The following is a 19,306-nucleotide window of genomic DNA, read 5'->3' as shown; positions in this document are numbered from 1 at the left end:
TCCCGATCCACAACCTCGGGCCTGGCTCCGGATCCCGCACGGGACCGTCGGACGGCCATAGGGCAGCGCATACGCTGCCCTGAATCTACCTCGGAATCTCTGCCTGCTCGGAACTACGGTCCGGTCCGGAGGGGGCCGGCGAGCCGCCGAGCAGCGTGCTCACTCTGTCTTCATCGCCCTGATCAGCGGGCGCGCTCAGTCGTCGACGAGGTTCCCGGGCTCCTCGATCGGAATGTCCGTGTCGAGGTGCACGTCGAGCGGGTTGATGATGACCTCTTCTTCGCCCGCTTCCTTGCGACGCTCCTTCTCTTCCTTGTAGTCGCGTCTGCGAGCAGCCTTGTCCTGACGCTTCAGGTGCTTCTCACGTTCCCGTCGACGCTTCTCGACGGATTGTCCGGGTTTCTTTCCGATGACTTTGACCTCGTAAGGAAGGCGGGACCACGTCGCAACGCGGTCGGAGAGGTGAAGCGAGCAAGGGCCGCGCGGGCGAGGTGCGGATCTTGGACCGGGCCGGTCATGGGATGCACTCGCAGATTGCGAAGGCATCGACCGGCCCGGTTGTTCGGGTGGGATCCATCCGAGTCGACTGGATCCCGCTCTGGTTGTGGTCGGCCCGGCCCTTCCAGTTGGAGCGGGGCCGCGCACAATCGTCTTCTCGGGCGAACAACCGGATCGAATACGGTGAGTCGACCCGGTTGTTGGCGTCGGGGCTGCTGGAACCGGGCTGCTGAAGTGGTCCTGGCCGAATGGGGCTACCGAAGTAGTCCTAGCCGATCAGGGCTACTGGAGCAGTCCTACCAGCGGCCGCCGCCGCCGCCTCCGCCACCACGGCCACCGCCGCCGCCGCCACCCCCGCCACCGCGGGACTGACGCTCTTGCGCCTCGTTGACGCGGAGGTCGCGGCCGTCAAGGTTCTGGCCGTCCATTTCTTCGATGGCCGATTGGGCCTCTTGGTCGTTGCCCATCTCGACGAAGGCGAAGCCGCGGGGGCGGCCGGTCTCACGGTCGGAGACGATATGGCAGTCGGTGACAGTGCGTCCGCCGGCTTCGAAAGCCGCGCGCAGGTCGTCCTCGGTGGTATCCCAGGACAGGTTGCCGACAAAAAGTCGCTTACCCATGGTCAGGTTCTGTTGCTCGGTCTGAGGGTCGTGGTACTGAAGTGCTCGGCTGACCGGACGACCCGAGACTCGGAGCGGGCGGGGCAGGCGGGCGGGACATGACCCGAACGCTTCCGGCGGCTGCGTTGGCAACCGATCGGGAGAATTCGGATCGAGCGGAGATCATAGCGCCCAGGAGCCCCGGATTCCGATGCCCTGGAAGTTTGATCCACCGGAAGTCCATTCTTCCTGTCGGCCGCTTCCATGTCCCGGGCGTGTCGCGGCCCCCGGGAGTGACTCCTCAGCGGGTCGTGTGGGACCTGAATCTCGCCGAGCGATGGCCGCCCCCGAGCCGGAATTGGCACCGCTCCGGACCGCCGGTCGCGAGCCCGAACCGCCCCCTGGGCCCCGTGACGCTACCCGGAACCCCGGATTCCCCCTTTCGATCGAGACCGATCGGTCTAGAAGCCTGTCCGGTCGGACGTTCCGACTGCCCACACCACGCGACCCCCGACCGACTCTCGCCCATGACCTCCAACCCCGACCGCGCTCTTTTTGGTTCCGTGACCCTGGGCGACCTTCCGCTCTCGAATCGCATCGTCCTGGCGCCCATGACCCGCGGCCGGGCGGGGTCCGAGCGCCTCGCCAACCCGGTCATGGCGGAGTACTACGCCCAACGATCGGGCGCCGGACTGGTCCTGACCGAAGCCACCACCGTCTCGGCCCAGGGCAACGGTTGGGTCGGTTCGCCCGGCATCTACACCGACGAGCAGGGGCAAGCTTGGCGACAGGTGGTCGATGCCGTCCACGCCCGTGGCGGCCGCATCTTCCTCCAGCTCTGGCATACCGGCCGTGCTTCCCACTCGAGCTTCCACGCCGGCGAGTTGCCGGTCGCGCCCTCGGCCATCCGCATGGAGGGCGAGGGCGTGCACACACCGCTAGGCAAGCAACCCCACGAAACGCCCCGCGCGCTGGAGCAGGAGGAGCTGCCGGGCATCGTGGCCGACTACGTGTCCGCGGCCCGTCGCGCCCTCGCTGCGGGCTTCGACGGCGTCGAGGTGCATTCGGCCAACGGGTACCTGTTGGACGAGTTCCTCCAGTCGCGCACGAACCACCGCACGGACGCCTACGGCGGCAGCCTCGAGAACCGCTACCGCCTGCTGCGCGAGGTCGTCGAGGCCGTGACCCAGGTCTTCCCGGCGGGCCGCGTGGGTGTGCGCCTGTCGCCGAACGGCGTGTTCAACGACATGGGGTCGCCGGACTTCCGCGAGACCTTCCTCTACGCGGCGGGCCAGCTGGATCGTTTCGGCCTGGCGTACCTGCACGTCATGGACGGGCTGGCCTTCGGCTTCCACGGTCTCGGCGAGCCGTTGACCCTGAAGGACTTCCGCGGCGTCTTCCACGGGACCCTGATGGGCAATTGCGGCTACGACCTGGAGCAGGCGGAGGCGGCGGTGGACAGCGGCGCCGCCGATCTGATCGCCTTCGGTCGCCCCTTCATCGCCAACCCCGATCTGGTGCAACGCCTCGAACTGGGCTTGCCCCTGGCGGAGTCCGATCCCTCGACCTGGTACCTCAGCGAGGACCCGGCCACGGGCTACACGGACTACCCGGTGTACCGGGAAGAAGTCAGCGCCTGACCGACTCGGGTGGAGCCGTCGCAGGCCAGGCCCTGGCCTGTGACGGCCGCTCCGGCGAGGAATTTGGCGCGTGGCGAGTCCTGTGTGGCACCCGGCCATGGCGCTTTGCGCCATGGGTGGTGAGGCTCGACCTCACATCACCCCGAACCCGACCGCACGGTGCCCGCCGATGAGACTCTTCCTGCTCTGTTCCGCCCTCGCCCTGGCCGCTTGCAACAGCCCGCGCTTCGAGGCCAGCGCGCCGCTCTACTACGACGTGGGGGTCGTGCATCGCACGGTGTCCACCGACTCGCCCGAGGCCCAGCTGTGGTTCGACCGCGGGCTGGGGCTGTGCTTCGGCTTCAACCACGAGGAGGCCCTGGCGTGCTTCCGCCAGGCGGTCGACGCCGATCCCGAGTGCGCGATGGCCTGGTGGGGCCAGGCCTACGCCCAGGGCACCAACTACAACAGCCCGTTCATGTCCGACGAGGCCAGCCACGCCGCCTTCGACGCCATCGCGCGGGCGGTCGAGCTGGCGGACTCCGCCACCGCGGTGGAGCGCGCCCTGATCGACGCCATGTCGAAGCGCTTCACCTGGCCCGCGCCGCAGGACCGAGCTGAGCTCGAGGCCGCGTACGCCGAGGCCATGGAGACCGTGCACGGCGCCTACCCTGACGATCCCGAGGTGGCGGCGCTCACGGCCGAAGCGCTGATGCAGCTGCGCCCCTGGGCCCTTTGGTCGCACGAGGGCGAGCCGGCGCCGGAGCTGGCTCGGATCCGTCCGGTGCTCGAGCAGGGCCTACAGCGTTGGCCCGACCACCCGGCCCTGTGCCATCTCTATATCCACGCCATGGAAGCCGGCCCCGAGGTCGGGCGTGCCATCCCCGCGGCCCGCTCGCTCGAGTCGCTCACCCCGGGCCTCGGTCACCTGGTCCACATGCCCAGCCACATCTACACCTGGACCGGGCGCTACGACGACGTCGTGCGCGTCAACCTGCGCGCGGTGGAGGTCGACGACGCCTACGCCGACTTCGCTGGCCGCGAGAACCTCTACACGGCCTACCGCATCCACAACTACCACTTCGTCGCCTACGGGGCGATGTGGGACGGGCGACGCGACCTGGCGCTCGAGTACGCGCGGCAACTGGTGCGGGAGATCCCCGACAGCTTGATCGAGCAGATGCCCGACCTGTTCGAAGTCTTCACGGCGACGCCGTACCACGTGATGGTGCGCTTCGGCCTGTGGGAGGAACTGCTCGCGGAGCCCGAGCCCGCCGCGGATCGGCAGGCGGCCCGCGCCGTGTGGCGCTACGCCCGCGGAGTCGCGCTGGCGTCGCTCGGCCGCGTCGAAGAGGCGCAGCGTGAGCAACTCGCCTTCCGCGCTGCGCGCGCGGCCGTGCCCGAGTCGCGCTTCCTGTTCCAGAACCCCGTGGCCAACGTGCTGGAGGTCGCCGACCGGGTGCTGGAAGGCGAGATCGCCTACCGCCGCGGTGACTACGACCAGGCCTTCGCGTCCCTGCGCGACGCCGTCGCCTACGACGAACGGCTCAATTACGACGAGCCCTGGGGTTGGATGGAGCCGGTGCGCCACGCCCTGGGCGCGCTGTTGACCGAGCAGGGCCACTACGTCGAGGCCGAAGCGGTCTACCGCGAGAACCTGCGCCGCTACCCGGAGAACGGCTGGGCCTTGCACGGCCTGGCCGAGTGCCTGCGCGGCCAGGGGCGCACGGCCGAGGCGGCCCGCGTTCAGGAGCGCTTCGACGCGGCCTGGAAACGCTCGGACGTGGTCATCCCCGGCTCCTGCTTCTGCAAGGGCTTGGACCTGGCTGGCTGAGCGCCTGCCTGTTCGGTGTGGGCCCGCCCGGGATTCGCTCCCCGGCGGGTCCGCCCCCGTCTCAGAGCGGCACGCCGTCGGGGAACGCGCGCTCTCGCAGGCGCGCGCGGATCGTCTCCGTCGCGTCGCGATACAGGCGCTGGCCCGGGACGTTGGGAGGATCGCCCGGCAGGTCCACGGTTGCACCCGCATCGAGCAGCAGATCGACCAGCTCGAGGTAGGCGGCCTGATTGCCGTCGGCGCCGCCCGAGTAGCGCGAGCCGTGCACGGCCCAACCCAGTGGGGTCGATTCGTGGTCACAGCCGCTGGCGTGGATGTCGGCGCCGCGCGCGATCAAGAGCCGCGCCACGTCCGGCTGGGCGAACCAGCCGCACTGTTCGAGGGGCGTGCCGCCGTCCAAGCCGCGCGCCTCGATGTCCGCGCCGCGGTCCAGCAGGAACTCGACCGCCGCCAGCTTGCCCTGGCCGGCCAGGTCGCCGAGCAACCGCGCCTCCTCGACATTCAGGCTCGCGACGAGGTCCGGGTGGGCGTCGGCGACATGGGCGGCGCGCCCGAGGTCGACCTGCAGCAGGGCCACGGCCAACTCGTCCGCCGGCCGGAGCTGCGTGCTCGCACCCTGGCTCGCCAGGAACTCGGCGACCTCCGGGAAGGGGCGTCGGAGCGCGTGGCGCCAGGCCGTGTCGCCGCCCTTGGTGGGGGCGTCGACCGTCGCGCCGAACTCGACCAGCATCCGCACGCCGTCCAACCGCCGGCGACGTACGGCCACGTGCAGCAACGTCTCGTCGAGTGGGCCCCAGCGCGCATCGGGGTTCGCGCCACCCTCGAGCAGTCGACGGACCGGACCGGGCTTCCAGCACAGGTCGACGGCCCAGTGCAAGAGGCTCACCCTCCGGGGGTTGTCGCTCGAGGTCGGATCGCCGCCGCCGGCGATCAGCGCGTCGAGCAGGGACGTGCGCTCGCCTTCGAGGGCCGCGAAGAGGGCCCGTCCGTCGTTGGGGTCGGCGCCGGCGGAGAGCAGGACCTTGGCCGCGGCGGCCGCGCGCTGGTCGTCCTCCATGCGCGAGGCGCCCACCAGGGCCAGGGGCGTCGCGCCGCCGGGACCCGCGCGCTGCGCCGAGTCGGGACCCGCCTCGAGCAGCAGCGCCAGCCCCTCGGCATCCAGGAGCACCGCCGCGGCGTGGACGTTTCGCGACGCCGCGCCGGGGTGCATCGCGAGCAGCGTCTCGACCTGGGGCGCGCGGCCGCGCAGGGCGGCGCCGATCAGGGCCTGGAGTGCAGGTTCCGGAAGTTCGGCCATGGCGGCACGATAGCCCGGGCGCGCGCAGAGGGTCCCCGTGCCGCCGGACCAATCGGCCGGGCGCGCAGCCTCAGCCCGAGTAGGCGCTGATCTCGGTCGCCTTGACCGCGATCCACAGGGCGGCCCCCGGCCCGAGCCCCAGCTCCTGCGCCGCGCCGTGGGTCACCTCGGCCACCAGCGGCACCGGCGCGTCGAAGCGCACCCGCAGGCGGTCGATGGCCGGCTCGACCGCCGCCACGGTGGACCGCCAGACGTTGCGCGGAGAACCCTGTGGGCGCTCGCGGAACAGGGCCACGGCGCGCGGGTGGAGCACCGCCAGGGTCGGCCCGTCGGGCACCGAGGCCACCACCAGCTCCGCGCCCCCGGGCAGGCTCAGGTGCCCCGCGCTGGCCGTGCCACGGAACAGGTTCAAGCCGACGAGGTCGGCCACGTAGGTCGAGCGGGGATGGCCACAGATCTGCGGGGTGGTGCCCGTCTGCACCACGCGCCCGCCCTCGAGCACCGCCACGCGATCGGCCAGGGCGAAGGCGTCGATGGCGTCGTGGGCCACGATCAACCGCACCCCATCGAAGGCGTCGAGGTGCTGGCGCAGCTCGCGGCGCAGCTCGGCCCGCGCGCTGGCGTCCACCGCCGAGAGAGGTTCGTCCAGCAGCAGCAGCGCGGGTTCGCAGGCCAGGGCGCGGGCCAGGGCCACCCGTTGCGCCTGGCCACCGGAGAGCTCGCCGGGGCGTCGTTCGGCGAACTCGGAGAGGCCCACCCGCTCGAGCCACTCGGTCGCTCGACTGCGAGCACTGCGCCGATCGAGCCCGCGCGAGCGTGGGCCGTAGGCCACGTTCTCGACCACGCTCAGGTGCGGGAACAGCAACAGGTCCTGAAACACGAAACCCACCCGGCGCTGGTCGGGCGCCAGGGACTGGCGCGATCCGCCACGCTCCAGTTGTCTGCCGTCGAGCTCGACGCTGCCCGCGTCGATCGGGATCAATCCGCCCAGAGCCTGCAGGCACGAGCTCTTGCCGGCGCCGTTGGGACCGACCAGGGCCAGGGTCTCGCCGCGCTCGACGGTGGCCGCGAACTCGAGCGCGAAGTCGCCGCGCGCGAGGGTGAAGTCGGCGACGAGGCTCATCCGACGGGGAACCAACGATCGCGGAGCAGGAACAGCACCAGGGCCGAGATCGCCACCAACAACAGGCTCAGGGCGATCGCCGCTTCCGGCGCGGTTTCCAGGGCGGTGTAGACCGCCAGGGGCAGGGTGCGCGTGGTGCCCTCCAGGTTGCCGGCGAAGGTGATCGTGGCACCGAACTCGCCCAGGGCGCGGGCCCAGGCCAAGAGCAGCCCGGCGCGCAGGGACGGCGCGATCATCGGCAGGGTGACCGTGCGGAAGGTGCGCCACGGTCCAGCGCCGAGCGATGCGGCGGCGGCTGCGAAGCGCGGGTCGAAGGCGCGCAAGCCGGCCTCGGCCGACAGCACGAAGAACGGCAGGGAGACCCAAGTCGCCGCGAGGACGACCCCGGCTCCGCTGAAAGGCAAGCTGAGGCCGAAGACCCGCTCCAAGGGCGCACCGATGACGCCGGCCCGCCCGAAGGCGAGCAGCAGCGCCACGCCGCCGACCACCGGCGGCAGCACCATCGGCAGGACTACCAAGAGGCGCACGGTCGTGCGCCAGGGCGAGCGACCCTGGGAGAGCCACAGGGCGAGGGGCAGGCCGAGCACCAGGCTGGCCAGGGCCGCGCCCGTCGAGCTGAGGATCGACAGGCGCAGGGCGTCGAGCACCGCGCCGCTCGCGAGCCTGTCCGCGAGCCGGCTCCAGGGGGCACGAGCCAGAAGGCCGACCAGCGGGAGCGCCAAGAGTGCCACCGCCAGGCCCACGGGGACCAGCAGCAGCGAGCGCGCGGAGGGACGGCGGGCGTCCATCACGGCAACTCGAAGCCGTGGGCCGTGAGGATCGCGCCGCCCGCCTCCGACAGCAGGAAGTCCACGAAGGCTCGGGCGCGCCCCTCGCGCTCGCCCCGGGCCAGGATCGCCACCGGATAGCGCGCGACGACGTTCTGTGGCGTCGGGATCGTCACCGCCTCGACCGCTGCGTCGGTCCCGACCAGGTCGCTGGCGTAGACCAGGCCCGCGTCCAACTCACCCAGGGCGACCTTGGACACGAGTGCGCGCACACTGGGCTCGTCGGAGGAGGAGCGAACCTGCACCGCGGCGGCCTCGAGCAGGCTCCGCGCGTAGCGCCCCGCGGGAACGGCCGGACCGCACAGGGCCACCAGCAGGTCGTCGCGCTCGAGGTCCGAAAGCCCCTTGATCCCGCGGGGATTGCCAGCAGCAACCGCGATCGCCATGCGGTTCAGGGCGAAGTCGATCGGATCGATCTCGTCGTCGTGCGGTCCGAGCAGGCTGACGAGGCTCTGGGCATCGGCCGAGGCGAAGACGTCGACCCGTGCGCCCTCGCGAGCCTGCAGCACGAGCTGCGGCGTGCCGGCGGTGTTGAGTCGGACCTCGTGGCCGGGTTGCGCGCGCTCGAAGGCGCGGGCCAGCTCGTCGAACGGCGCGGCCAGCGATGCCGAGGCGAAGACGACGGTGGTGTGGTCTGCCGCCGTGCCCCGGGCGCAGGAGGCGGCAACCAGGGCGAGCAGCAGTACGAGGGGAGTGGGCAGGCTCATCGACGAGGTGCGATCAGGCGCTGGAGAGCTCGGCGCCCCGCCCGACGATCCTGGTTGCGCGCGGCCAGTCGCATTCGAGCTCACCCATGCCAGGTTTCTAGGTGATCTACCAGCGACGGGCAAGGCGCAGCGCTCCGACCTCGAACCGGGAGGGCGTAGGCGTTCGTACGGTGCCAGGCACAAAACCGCCGCCTACCGCAGAGCCCGCGGCCGCCAACGGCGGCCGCGGTCTCTGCGGTAGGCGGCGGTTTTGTGCCTGGCACCGTACGAACGCCTACGCCCTCCCGGGCGCGCCGACAGTGTCCTCGAGCGAAGAGCGATTCGGCGGGGCAGAGCTAGTTGATGCGAGAGCACCCTCGGACGGCAGCTTTGGCTGGCTTTGTGAGCGTGGCTCCGGGGTCCGACGCGAACTTCCCGAGGGGGTGCAGATCCCCTGGCGGGCGACAGGAACTCGTGCTGGGCTCGAGTGTGGCGGTCTCAGGGGTCGTCGGGCACACTCTCTGCATGGACGACCCGACCTTTGAAGCCGTCGCCCGGGCCTGTGGCGGGCAGGGCACCACCTGGCGCGCCAAGGCCCTGCGCGCCGAGGGGCGCGAGTCAGAGGCCATCGACGAGGTGATCGCCAGCGGGGGCCGGCGCATGGCCCTGCTGACCCTCATCCTGTGCGTGAACCTCGTCTTGCTCGGCCTCACCCTCACGGGCAGCCATCTGGATCACTATCCCGACTGGCTGGTGGTCGTGGGGCGGATCAGTGGGGTCCTGTTGCCCTTGATCTTCGTCGCGTTGGTGGGGTGGCAGGCCGCCGGTTTGCACTTCGCGCGGTCGCTGCGAGCACAGATCGAACAGCGGTCGGGGGGCTCGCCGGCATCGGATGACGAGGGCGATCGATCGTTGCCCGCGCACGGTCGAAGCTGACGGAACCACACGGCGCGCGAGGCGATCCACCGCCGCGGCGACGGGCGTGCCGCGACGCCCGTCGACCGCCCGGAATCAGAAGCCCAGGATCAGATCCAGAGCGTTCCCGAGTTGAAGGCTCGGCACGGGGCCGTTCAATTGCACCCGCGCGCCCTGGCTGGTCAGAAAGGCTCCCAGCAGGGCCGGATCGCCGGGGATCGCGAGAGCGTGCAGCCCGCCCGAGCTGAGCGGCTCGGACTGGATCGGGAAGGGCGAGGGCAGGGCGACCAACAGCTCCCCGCCCTCGAAGGGGATCGGCACCGCGAGGGGCGCGATCGAGACCAGCACCACCGTCAGGGCCGTGCTCGCGTCGACCGCCACCTGGGCCTCGAACTCGCCGTAGACCTCGGGCGGGTTCACGGCGTCGAAGGCGACCGGGTTCACGCCGCTGCCGAAACGCGGCGTGGCCGAGGCCTGGGGCCCGGGCAGACGCAACACCCGCACGGCGCTGCGGTCGGCGATGACCAGCTCGCCCTGGCCGCCGATGGCCGGACCCCCGGCGTTCTGGCGATCGAGGAACAGGGTGAACAGCGGCGCGCCCAGGTCTGGCCCGAAGGCCCACACGCGGCCATCACTCGCCGGGCTGCTGGCCCAGCCGTTGCTGACGTAGACGCGACCGGCGGCGTCGACCGCGGTCTGGGGCGAGAGGTTCGTTCCGATCGGCGCCAGGATCCCCGCGGTGTTCAGCACATTCCCGGTCGCCGGGTCCAACCGCACGAACTCGTCGCCGGGCAGGAAGGTGTAGATCGAGCCGTCCGCCGCGACCCCGTGCTCGTGGCGCGTGGTCCAGCGGATCGGTCGGTTCCAAACCTCGGTGAACTGCGTGCCGTCGTCGTGGAAGGCGTAGAGGAAGTCCGTGGTCGGGTTGTTCTGGCTGCGCGCGTAGTAGACGACCTGGCCGTCCGGCGAGAGGAAGGGTTGGTTCTGGCAGGTGAAGCCCGGCATCGCCGGCGAGGAATACAGCCTGGCCCCGGTGTTCGCATCCACGCGCGTGAGCACCTGGCCGCCAGGCGCGGCCTCGTCGATGTAGACCGCGTCCGCGAAGCGCGCCGCTCCGCAGTTGCCGCTGACCGAGCAGCTCCGCGCGATGCTCCACACCGTCGTGCCGTCAGAGCCGTCGACGCGCGTGAGGCTCTCGCGGTCGCCGACGATGAAGTCGCCGTCGTCCAGGAACACGAGGCCGTCGTGGGCCCAGGCGAAGGTCGCGATCTGCGACGTCCACAGGGGCGCACCGGTGCTCGCGTCCAGGGCTTGCAGGGGCAGCTTGCGTCCGTTGTCGGAGCGCGAGGCGATCACGCGCCCGTCGGCCACGCCGCCGATCCAGGCGATCCACTCGGCGCCCGAGTCACCGCCGTAGGGCAGGGTCGTGCGCCAAACCTCGAGCCCCGTCTCGCGGTGGTAGGCCACGATGGCGTCGTTGGCCTGGGCGCCTGGAAAGCCGGCCTCGCGCACCGTGATCACCAGCTCTTGCCACAGGAAGGGATGCCATGCGATCACGGAGAAGTCCGCCCCGTTGCTCCACAGCTCGCTGGACGACGTCGGCCCGAACCGATCGGTGAGCCCGTTGCGGCCGGGACCGCCGCCATAATTGGTCCAGTCGGACTGGGCCGGTGCGGGGGCGGTCAGCAGCGTCGAGGCGGCGAGCAGCGTGAGGAGAGTGCGGAGCATGGGTGCAGTGGGGGCGATGGCGGGGAGATTCCGATCCTAGTCTTGGAAGTCCGAAGCGGGGGCCCCGGACGCGGGCCCGGTGTCCCGCCTTCGTCGAGCCGGGCAGGACCGGCTTGCGTGCCCCGCACCGGCCGGGCCGCTACAACCGGGGGCATGGCTGCCGCACCGACCCATCCCTTGACCACCAGCGACCGAGCCGCCCTCGCGGTGGCCGCCGGCTACGTCTTGATCGCCGCGCCCTACGCTTGGATGCGGGACAACAGCGAGTTCCTGATGTACGTGGCCGTGCTGGTCGTGATCGGCGCGGGCGTCCTGGCCCTGCATCGACGCGTCGGCCTGCACCCCGGGGCTGTTTGGGGGCTCGTGGCCTGGGGTGCGATGCACCTGGGTGGGGGGCTGCTGCGGCTGGCCGACCTGGGGCTTGCGGATGGAGGCGACGAAGTGCTCTACGGGCTGTGGCTGGTCCCCGGCCTCTTGCGCTACGACCAGCTCGTCCACGCCCTCGGCTTCGGCCTGTGTACCTGGTTGTGCTGGCAGGGGCTGCGCGCGCGCCTGGCGGATCCGCGGCCGAGCTTCGGGCTCTTGCTGCTGTGTGCGCTCGGCGGCATGGGGCTGGGAGCGGCCAACGAGATCGTCGAGTTCATGGCGGTCCTGGCCCTGCCGGAGACAGGCGTGGGTGGCTACGAGAACACGGCCTGGGATCTCGTCTTCAACTTCATCGGGGCCTCCGTCGCGGGCGTGGCTATCGGATGGCGTTCCAAGACCGCGCGGCCGAGTTCCGCGGACTGAATCGCTTGTGGTCCACGGATCGGCGGCGGACGGGCCACGGCCCGGCGTCTGCTCAGCGCAGGCCTCGCGGTAGAGCCCCCTATCTCGGGCCGAGGGGCTAACCTCGGGACCTCGCGCCGCCCCTTCGATCGGCGCCGCCGACCTGAACCGTCCACAGTCCCGCGACGTCCACCCCATGCCGACGCCCAGCCTGATCCTGCTCCTCGCCACCCTGCCGCAGATCACGACGCCCCTCGCCTCCAGCGCGGGCGACGACCCCGACGGAGATCCGATCCTGCTCAGCCTCGAGTTGGCGCAGGTCGATCTCGCGAATCTGGGCCACGCCGGCGCCCAGCCCACGTCGGCCTTGGGCGGCCTGTGCAGCGGGATCGCGCAGCAGCTCGTGCAGAACGCCGATCAAGTCGAGGGCGACGCACCCAGTGCCATCGCCTTCACGCCCGACGGTTCGCGCTACCTGATCGCGCACCGGGACTCGGCCAACCTGACCGAGTTCGACGCCGTCAGCGGCGCCTTCCTGCGCGAGCTGCCGATCAGCGGCTCGCCCCAGGACGTGGCCGTGGCCGCCGACGGAACGCGGGCCGTCGTCGCCAACGTGTTCGAGGGCACGGTCAGCTTCGTGGACCTGGCCAGCGGAGCCGAGTACGCCGTCACCGGCGGCGTGGACCTGCCCGCGGTGGTGCGGATCACCCACGACTCCGCCCTGGCGGTGGTCGGCGCCATGGGCACCCAAGAGCTGGTCGTGTTCGACATGACGACCGGCCTCGAGCTGCGACGCATCGGCGGCATGGGCTTCGCCTCGACCCTCTCCTTCGCGCCGGAGCCCGGCGCCATCTCCCTGGGACTCGACCAGCTGCGCTTGGCCGGCAACACGGCGATCCACCCGGACTACTACGCCGACGAGATCGAGGTGGTCGATGTGACCACCGGCGCGGTCACGACCCTGGCGGCTTCTGACGGGCCGCGCGGCATCGCCGTGACCCCCGACGGCGCCCTGGCGGTGATCACCAACACGGGCACTTCCCAGTCGATCACCCTGCTCGACGTGGCCTCGGCCACGATCGTCAAGGACATCGCCATCGGCCAGAGCGTGCGCGAGCCCGTCGCCGTCGAGCCCACCGGCGCGAAGGCCGCCGTGGCGGTGCAGAACGCGGTGGTGATGGTCGACCTGGCCACGAATGCGGTGGGCGCCAACCTGAACACGGCCTCGGTCAATCAATTGCTGACCACCGCGGACGGGCAGTACGTGCTCGGCGTGGGCTTCTTCGGCAGTCTGCTCGAGTACGCCACTAGCTCCAAGATCAAGGATCTGAACAATCAGGTCAGCGCGGCCTTCGGCGCCGTGTCGCCGACCTCGAGCACGGCCGTCATGGTCGCGACGACCTTCGGCGAAGACAGGCTCGTGGTCGACACGGCAGGCGCCGCGGGCTCGCTGCTGCTCGCGGGCAACACGGGCCAGGGCCTCGAGGCCGACTCGACCCGTCGCGTGGCGGTCAGCCTCGACGGCCAGCGCGCGGTGACCACCAACATCCTGATGGACACGGCCTCGGTCTGGGACGTGCCGACGGGAACGCTCCTGGGCGTGGTGCAGGTGGGCAACCGGCCCAGCGGCGTGGCGGTGACGCCCGACGGCTCCAAGGCCGTGGTCGCCAACCTGGACTCGACCTTCGCCTCGGTGATCGATCTCGCGACCCTGGCCGTGACGAACGTTGCGATCTCCACCCGCGGCAGTGAGGTCGAGATCTCGCCCGACGGCCAGTACGCCTACGTGGCGGTGGTCTCCGGCGGCGACGGGGTCTGGCGCATCGACCTGAACACGCTGACCACGGCGGGGGCCAAGCTCGCCACTGGCGACATGGGCTCTATCAGCTTCCCGTACACCCAGTCGAGCGGGATCAGCCTGTCGCCCAATGGCGCGACCCTGGCCGTGTGCGGGAGCTTCAGCGACTCCGTCACCCTGATCGACACGGCCACCTGGACGGTGCTCGGCGACGAGCCCACGGGCAGCTTTCCGGTGCGCGCGGCCTGGGCCGCGAACAGCGGCTTCGTGTTCGTGGCCTGCCGCGACTCGGACGAGCTGACCCGCGTGCGGGTGGTGGGGGGCACGACGACGGTGGTGGCCACCATCGCGGTGGGGCAGTGGCCCTACGAGATGGAGGTCAGCGCGGACGGCAAGACCGTCTGGGTGCTCGAATACCTGGACGACTCGATCGGCGTGGTCGACGTGCCCTCGGGTCTCAAGACTGGTGAGGTGGCCCTGCCCGACAACCCCGTCGGGCTGGTGCTCGACCCCTCCGAGGCCAACCTCTACGTGGTGACCGGGGGCTGGTCCGCCACGATCGGCGGCTCAGTCTTCTCGATCGACGAGACCGGCGAGCTGCACGTGGTCGACACGGCCAGCCTCTCGATCGTGCACAGCCTCGACAACGGCTGGGCACCGGCTGGCCTTGCGGCGACGCCGTCGGCCGACGTGCTGCTGGTGCCCGCGCCGCGGGGCGACGGCCTGGGCTTCGCCCGCACCGGCCAGGCCCTGACGGTGGACGTGGACTCGATCTCGGTCAGCGCCGGCGGCGTGCAGTCGCTGTGCCTCGATGCGGGCGCGGGGGCGGCGGGGCAGCTCTACCTCGTGCTGGGCTCGGCCAGCGGATCGAGCCCCGGCCTGGTGCTCGACGGCGTGACGATCCCGCTCAACCTGGACGCCTACCTGCTGTTCACCCTCGACCTGGCGGGCAGCGCGCCCTTCGTCGGCACCTTCGGCCTGCTCGATGGACTCGGCGAGGGGAGCGCCTCGATCGCCCTGCCCCCCGGCACCGACCCGGCCCTGGCCGGAGTGTCGGTGATCCACGCCTTCGTGGCGGCCGACGCCTTCTTCGGAACGGTGACGTTCGCCAGCAACGCGGTGGGCCTGACCCTGGTTCCCTGAGTTCCCTCGTCCCCTGAGTTCACCGTCGGCGTATCGACGCGTCGAGAGGACCTGATCGAGCTCGACCCGCGTCCGCGCGGATCGAGTTCGAGCCGTTTCAGCCTCCAGGGGCACTCGGGTCGGTCCGGCGAGGCGGATCGCCGGTAGGGAGGTGCCCCCGGCAGAGTCGCCGGACGAGGGGGCGGACCTCGAGTCAGGCTCGATCGACACGGCCCAGGTCCTGGGAGGTTGCGTCCGGGTTTCTTGCACGCCAATTCGTCTCGCGGCCGGGGATCGGGCCGTGCAACCGCGGAGCGGGTCAGGGGCCGGGAGCGGCAGGGCCGATCCCTGTAGAGACGCTTTTCCCCCAACTCCGGTGATTCCGCTACCCACAACATCCGCTTCCAACGTCCGCCCGATCTACCTGCTGCCACTTGCCCTCATCGCTGCGCTCGTCCTGGCCACCCTGTGGATCGTGCAGATGATCCTCCAGGAGGGAGCGGCGGACGCCGAGTTGATCAACCTCTCGGGTCGGCAGCGGATGCTGAGCCAGAGGATCGCCAAGGACGCGATGGCTCTGGCCCTGTCTCGGAGCGACCTGAACCTGGATCCGGTCGAGTCTGGGCTCCAGCTCGAGCAGTCGATCGGCCAGTTCAATTCGGCCCAGGTGGTGCTTCTCGAGCACATTGGCACCAGCTCCGCCATCCGCCACCAGCTGCAGGCCCTCGAGCCGCTCCGCTCGGAGTTGATCGCGGCGGCCCGGCAGATCGTCGAGCGCGCGGACGGAGCGGACACGGAGGTCGGACGGGTTCGTGCAGTCCTCGACCGTGAACGCGCTTTCCTGCCCAGGATGCAGGCCGTCGTTCGGACCTACCAAGCGGAGTCCGAGGCGCGTCTGGCACGTCTGGAGCGGGTCGTGGGGGCCCTGGCCGCGATGATCCTGTTGACCCTCGTGCTCGAGGTGTTGTTGGTCTTCGAGCCCCAGCGACTCCTGCTGCGAGAGAAGGTGCGCGATCTGACCCGCGCGCGGGAGCAGGCCCTGGAGGGGGCGCGGGCGAAGGACGAGTTCCTGGCCACCATGTCGCACGAGATCCGGACACCCTTGAACGGGGTGATCGGGATGACGGAGCTGATGCTCGAGGGCGAGCTGTCGACCGACCAGCGCGAGCTCGCCGAGACCGCCGGCCGGTCGGGCGAGGCCCTGTTGGCCATCGTCAACGACGTGTTGGACGTGGCCAAGCTCTCGGCCGGCGGCGTCAACCTGGAGTCGGTCCCCTTCTCGCTCGGCGAGCTGCTCTCCGACACGTTCGCGGCGGTGGCCTCCGGCCTCGAAGGTCGGACGGTCGAGTTGATCGTCGAGCAGTCCGAGGACCTGCCGGACGGCCTGCAAGGGGATCCGACACGGTTGCGCCAGGTCCTGACCAACCTCGTCGGCAATGCGATCAAGTTCACCGAGCTGGGCCACGTGCTCGTGCGCGCGACGGAACGCAGATCCGGCGACGGCGCGCGCGAGCTGTTGATCCAGGTCAAGGACACGGGCATCGGGATTCCCGAGCATCGACTGGGCCATGTCTTCGACCGCTTCTCCCAGGCTGACTCGAGCACGACTCGACGTTTCGGCGGCACCGGACTCGGACTCGCGATCGTGCGCGACCTGGTCCAGATGATGGGCGGTACGGTCGAGGTGCGGTCGACGCTCGGAGTCGGAACGACCTTCACCGTCGTTCTGCCCCTGCTTGCGGCGCACCAGCCCCTGGTGGAGGGGGACGAGGCGCCGAACCTCGGCGGTCGGCGCGTCGTGGTGGTCGACGACCACCCGGTCAATGCGAGAGTCCTCACCGGCCACGTCGAGTCCATCGGCGGCAGGGTCACTTCCTACCTCGATCCGCGCGATGCGCTGGAAGCCCTCGCAGCGTGCGACGTGCCGCCCGATGCGATCGTGCTCGACCACCAGATGCCCGGGATGGACGGCGTCGAGCTGGCGTGCCGCCTGCGCGCGCTTCCGGGTTTCGATCGGGTTCCGGTAGTGCTCGCCAGCTCCCTGGGTGGCGCGCAGATCCCCGACCCGCCCGGCGGATGGGCTGCGCGGCTCGTGAAGCCCCTGCTGCGGCGGTCGGTCCATCGCGTCCTGTGCGGCCTGCTGTGCAGCGAGGTCGCGGATCGATCGGACCAGGTCAAGGTGGCCCTTCCGGCCCTGGGGAGGATGGATCCCGCCGGCGATTCGGGGCTGCGTGTGCTGGTCGCCGAAGACAATCCGGTCAACACGCGGCTGATCGTCGCGCACCTGCGCGCCCTGGGGTGCTCGTTCGAGACCGTCGAGGATGGCGCTTGCGCGGTGGAGAGGGCGGCGGCGGGCCCCTACGACGTGATCCTGATGGACTGCCAGATGCCGATCCTGGACGGCTACGAGGCAGCGCGTCGCATTCGACAGCTCCCCGGTCACGGATCGACCCCGATCGTGGCCTTGACCGCCGGCGCCCGTGCCGAGGATCGCCACCGCTCGGCGGACGCGGGCATGGAGCACCACCTGTCGAAGCCCTATCGGCGCGAGGACCTGCGTCGGGTACTCGAGCGCGCCTGCGACCTGCACTGCGGTTGAGCGCCCGTCGACGGCTCGGGCGCGATCGTGGGTCGCGCCAGGGCGGTCGACTCCCTCGAACGGCGGCGCAGCGCCGGAGCCTGCGGTCGGGTCTAATCCCCGCCCGGGTTCCTCGGGCGGTTGATCGACCGCGCGAGGGCGAGTCCTCCGGGCCCTCGCGCCGCTACGAACCATGCGACCGATCGCCTTCCTCACCTCCCGTTGCATGGTCGGCGGCGGACCCGACAGGCGCGCCGACCACTGGGAGCACGAACTCGAGTTCGAGCCCATGGCCGCGGCCTGCGCGCGGCTGGGGCTCGAGCTGCGCGCGGTGGTCTGGGATCGGGAGGATCTCGATCCGCGGGACTTCGAGGCCATGGTGGTGGGGACGACCTGGGACTACGCGGAGCAGGTCCAGGCGTTCCTTTCGCGACTCGAGTCGTTCGCCCGCGTCGTGCCCCTGTTCAACCCGGTCGACGTGCTGCGTTGGAACCTCGACAAGGGCTACCTGGCGGACCTGGGCCAGCGCGGCGCGCCGATCGTGCCGACCCTGTGGCGCGAGCGCGCAGACGCCGGGACGCTCGGGGCAGCCTTCGACGAGCTCCAGTGCGACGAGCTGGTGGTCAAGCCGCGGGTGGGCGCCTGTGCCTGGCGCCAGGCTCGCGTTCGCAGGGGCGAGTCCCTGCCGGGGGCCGAGGAGCTTCCGCCGGGGGCGGCCCTGCTGCAGCCCTTCCTCCCGGCGGTGGCGACCGAGGGCGAGTACTCCTTCGTCTTCTTCGGGCCGGAGTTCTCCCACTGCGCCCAGAAGCTGCCGGCGGCGGGGGACTACCGCGTGCAGTCGATCTTCGGCGCTCGGGAGCGGGTGCACCTGCCCAGCCCCGAGGAGCTGGCCCTCGCGCGCGCGGTGCTGGCGGCCGCGACCGACGAACCCCTGTTGCAGGCTCGCGTCGACATGGTGCGCGGACCCGAGGGGGGTCTGTTGCTGATGGAGCTCGAGTTGGTGGAGCCCTACCTCTATCCCGAGCAGGGGCCGCGGATGGGCGAGGTCTTCGCCCGCGCCCTGCGCGCGCGCCTGGACGGCCCGCCGTCGGGATGACCGCGATCGGCGCCCCGCGCACTTCTTCTTCGTCGACCCACCAACGGGTCCGGGCGGCGGTCGTAGTCCCGCGCGAGTTCACGAACCGCCCCGTCTTCAACCGCTCCGCCCCCATGGACACGATCCTGGATGCTCGCGGTCTGCGGAAGCGATTCGGCCCCATCCTGGCTGTCGACGGCATCGATCTGACCGTCGCCCCCGGTGAGGTGGTCGGCTTCCTGGGACCCAACGGTGCTGGCAAATCCACGACGATGAAGCTCGTCACGGGCTTCCTCGAGCCCGACGCGGGCTCGGTCTCGATCTGCGGCCACGACCTGCGCCGAGCGCCCCTGCTCGCCAAGCGCCAGCTCGGCTACCTGCCTGAAGGCGCGCCCGGCTATCCGGACATGACCGTGCGCGAGTTCCTGCGCTTCCTCGCCGACGTGCGTGGCCTGAGTGGAGGGGCCCTGCGCGAGCGCATGGACACGGTGGTCGAGGCGGTGCACCTGGAGAGCGTGATGCACCAGTCGATCGAGACCCTCTCGAAGGGCTTTCGGCGCCGGGTCGGCATCGCCCAGGCCCTGCTCCACGATCCGCGACTGCTGATCTTGGACGAGCCCACCGACGGCCTGGACCCCAACCAGAAGCACGAGGTGCGCGAGCTGGTTCGCAGCCTCGCTGCCGACAAGGCGGTGGTGCTTTCGACGCACATCCTCGAGTAGGTCGGCGCGGTGTGCACGCGCGCGGTGATCGTCAACCGCGGCCGCATCGTGTTCGACGGCACCCCCGAGGACCTCGCCGCGCGCGCGCCGATGGAAGGGCGTCCGCAGCTGGATGTC

General features: G+C 70.9%; 14 protein-coding genes and 1 pseudogene. 8 read left to right on the top strand and 7 right to left on the bottom strand.

The genetic code is table 11. The features are described 5' to 3' along the window. Positions 1-195: 195 nt before the first annotated feature. Positions 196-546 carry a hypothetical protein gene (locus Pla133_RS15650; RefSeq protein ID WP_145066876.1) on the bottom strand — a complete coding sequence of 117 codons (351 nt, stop codon included), beginning with the start codon at positions 544-546 and terminating at the stop codon, positions 196-198. Between the two features lie 248 nt (positions 547-794). Further along, on the bottom strand, positions 795-1,118 hold the full coding sequence (locus Pla133_RS15645; protein ID WP_145066873.1) for an RNA recognition motif domain-containing protein: 324 nt from the start codon (positions 1,116-1,118) through the stop codon (positions 795-797). 506 nt (positions 1,119-1,624) lie between these two features. Here Pla133_RS15645 and Pla133_RS15640 point away from each other — a divergent pair. Together Pla133_RS15640 and Pla133_RS15635 are read left to right on the top strand one after the other, a co-directional pair. After that, positions 1,625-2,737 carry an alkene reductase gene (locus Pla133_RS15640; protein ID WP_145066871.1) on the top strand — a complete coding sequence of 371 codons (1,113 nt, stop codon included), beginning with the start codon at positions 1,625-1,627 and terminating at the stop codon, positions 2,735-2,737. A 169-nt stretch (positions 2,738-2,906) separates the two neighbouring features. Continuing rightward, the gene (locus tag Pla133_RS15635) at positions 2,907-4,550 is read left to right on the top strand and encodes a tetratricopeptide repeat protein (RefSeq protein WP_419191580.1); all 1,644 of its coding nucleotides are present in this window, start codon (positions 2,907-2,909) and stop codon (positions 4,548-4,550) included. A gap of 61 nt (positions 4,551-4,611) precedes the next feature. Here Pla133_RS15635 and Pla133_RS15630 read toward each other — a convergent pair whose 3' ends face one another. The 4 genes from Pla133_RS15630 to modA all read right to left on the bottom strand — a co-directional run bounded on the left by Pla133_RS15630 (position 4,612) and on the right by modA (position 8,504). Further along, positions 4,612-5,847 (bottom strand): ankyrin repeat domain-containing protein, encoded by a 1,236-nt coding sequence (locus Pla133_RS15630; protein WP_145066867.1) that lies wholly within the window; start codon positions 5,845-5,847, stop codon positions 4,612-4,614. 70 nt (positions 5,848-5,917) lie between these two features. Continuing rightward, the gene (locus Pla133_RS15625) at positions 5,918-6,970 is read right to left on the bottom strand and encodes a sulfate/molybdate ABC transporter ATP-binding protein (protein WP_145066865.1); all 1,053 of its coding nucleotides are present in this window, start codon (positions 6,968-6,970) and stop codon (positions 5,918-5,920) included. Then, the gene (locus Pla133_RS15620; RefSeq protein ID WP_145066863.1) at positions 6,967-7,758 is read right to left on the bottom strand and encodes an ABC transporter permease; all 792 of its coding nucleotides are present in this window, start codon (positions 7,756-7,758) and stop codon (positions 6,967-6,969) included. Before Pla133_RS15620 ends, Pla133_RS15625 begins: the two co-directional genes overlap by 4 nt. Next, a complete protein-coding gene (gene modA, locus Pla133_RS15615) occupies positions 7,758-8,504 on the bottom strand; it encodes a molybdate ABC transporter substrate-binding protein (protein ID WP_145066860.1) in 747 nt (248 codons plus the stop codon). The genes Pla133_RS15620 and modA overlap by 1 nt, the downstream gene beginning before the upstream one ends. 504 nt (positions 8,505-9,008) lie before the next feature. Between modA and Pla133_RS15610 the strand changes: the two genes are divergently transcribed. Then, positions 9,009-9,419: a hypothetical protein gene (locus Pla133_RS15610; RefSeq protein WP_145066857.1), complete on the top strand. Its 411-nt coding sequence runs from the start codon at positions 9,009-9,011 to the stop codon at positions 9,417-9,419. A gap of 75 nt (positions 9,420-9,494) precedes the next feature. On the opposite strand, the gene Pla133_RS15605 is transcribed toward Pla133_RS15610, so the two are convergent. Next, a complete protein-coding gene (locus tag Pla133_RS15605) occupies positions 9,495-11,126 on the bottom strand; it encodes an outer membrane protein assembly factor BamB family protein (protein WP_145066855.1) in 1,632 nt (543 codons plus the stop codon). 177 nt (positions 11,127-11,303) lie between these two features. On the opposite strand from Pla133_RS15605, the gene Pla133_RS15600 reads away from it, so the two are divergent. From Pla133_RS15600 to Pla133_RS15580, 5 genes and pseudogenes are all read left to right on the top strand, one after another. After that, positions 11,304-11,915, top strand: coding sequence for a DUF2238 domain-containing protein (locus tag Pla133_RS15600; protein ID WP_419195395.1), 612 nt, complete (start codon positions 11,304-11,306; stop codon positions 11,913-11,915). 175 nt (positions 11,916-12,090) lie between these two features. Continuing rightward, positions 12,091-14,835 (top strand): YncE family protein, encoded by a 2,745-nt coding sequence (locus tag Pla133_RS15595; RefSeq protein ID WP_145066851.1) that lies wholly within the window; start codon positions 12,091-12,093, stop codon positions 14,833-14,835. 355 nt (positions 14,836-15,190) lie between these two features. Continuing rightward, positions 15,191-17,413, top strand: a complete 2,223-nt coding sequence (locus Pla133_RS15590; protein WP_145066849.1) for a response regulator — start codon at positions 15,191-15,193, stop codon at positions 17,411-17,413. 172 nt (positions 17,414-17,585) lie between these two features. Then, complete coding sequence (locus Pla133_RS15585; RefSeq protein WP_145066847.1) at positions 17,586-18,488, top strand: ATP-grasp domain-containing protein; 903 nt, start codon at positions 17,586-17,588, stop codon at positions 18,486-18,488. 122 nt (positions 18,489-18,610) lie between these two features. Then, a pseudogene (locus tag Pla133_RS15580) lies at positions 18,611-19,276 on the top strand (ABC transporter ATP-binding protein); the annotation flags it as partial. Between the last annotated feature and the right edge of the window lie 30 nt (positions 19,277-19,306).

It is taken from the genome of Engelhardtia mirabilis (assembly GCF_007748095.1).
Lineage (GTDB): Bacteria > Planctomycetota > UBA1135 > UBA1135.
Note: the sequence above shows the minus strand (reverse complement) of the source record. Positions and strands in the feature narration are given on the sequence as shown.

Excerpts from the sequence above, each read along its gene's own strand:
- Pla133_RS15650 (WP_145066876.1), bottom strand. The coding sequence starts at position 546 with ATGCCTTCGCAATCTGCGAGTGCATCCCATGACCGGCCCGGTCCAAGA.
- Pla133_RS15625 (WP_145066865.1), bottom strand. The coding sequence starts at position 6,970 with ATGAGCCTCGTCGCCGACTTCACCCTCGCGCGCGGCGACTTCGCGCTC.
- Pla133_RS15620 (WP_145066863.1), bottom strand. The coding sequence starts at position 7,758 with ATGGACGCCCGCCGTCCCTCCGCGCGCTCGCTGCTGCTGGTCCCCGTG.
- Pla133_RS15635 (WP_419191580.1), top strand. The coding sequence starts at position 2,907 with ATGAGACTCTTCCTGCTCTGTTCCGCCCTCGCCCTGGCCGCTTGCAAC.
- Pla133_RS15585 (WP_145066847.1), top strand. The coding sequence starts at position 17,586 with ATGCGACCGATCGCCTTCCTCACCTCCCGTTGCATGGTCGGCGGCGGA.
- Pla133_RS15595 (WP_145066851.1), top strand. The coding sequence starts at position 12,091 with ATGCCGACGCCCAGCCTGATCCTGCTCCTCGCCACCCTGCCGCAGATC.
- Pla133_RS15630 (WP_145066867.1), bottom strand. The coding sequence starts at position 5,847 with ATGGCCGAACTTCCGGAACCTGCACTCCAGGCCCTGATCGGCGCCGCC.
- Pla133_RS15645 (WP_145066873.1), bottom strand. The coding sequence starts at position 1,118 with ATGGGTAAGCGACTTTTTGTCGGCAACCTGTCCTGGGATACCACCGAG.
- Pla133_RS15605 (WP_145066855.1), bottom strand. The coding sequence starts at position 11,126 with ATGCTCCGCACTCTCCTCACGCTGCTCGCCGCCTCGACGCTGCTGACC.
- modA (WP_145066860.1), bottom strand. The coding sequence starts at position 8,504 with ATGAGCCTGCCCACTCCCCTCGTACTGCTGCTCGCCCTGGTTGCCGCC.
- Pla133_RS15640 (WP_145066871.1), top strand. The coding sequence starts at position 1,625 with ATGACCTCCAACCCCGACCGCGCTCTTTTTGGTTCCGTGACCCTGGGC.
- Pla133_RS15610 (WP_145066857.1), top strand. The coding sequence starts at position 9,009 with ATGGACGACCCGACCTTTGAAGCCGTCGCCCGGGCCTGTGGCGGGCAG.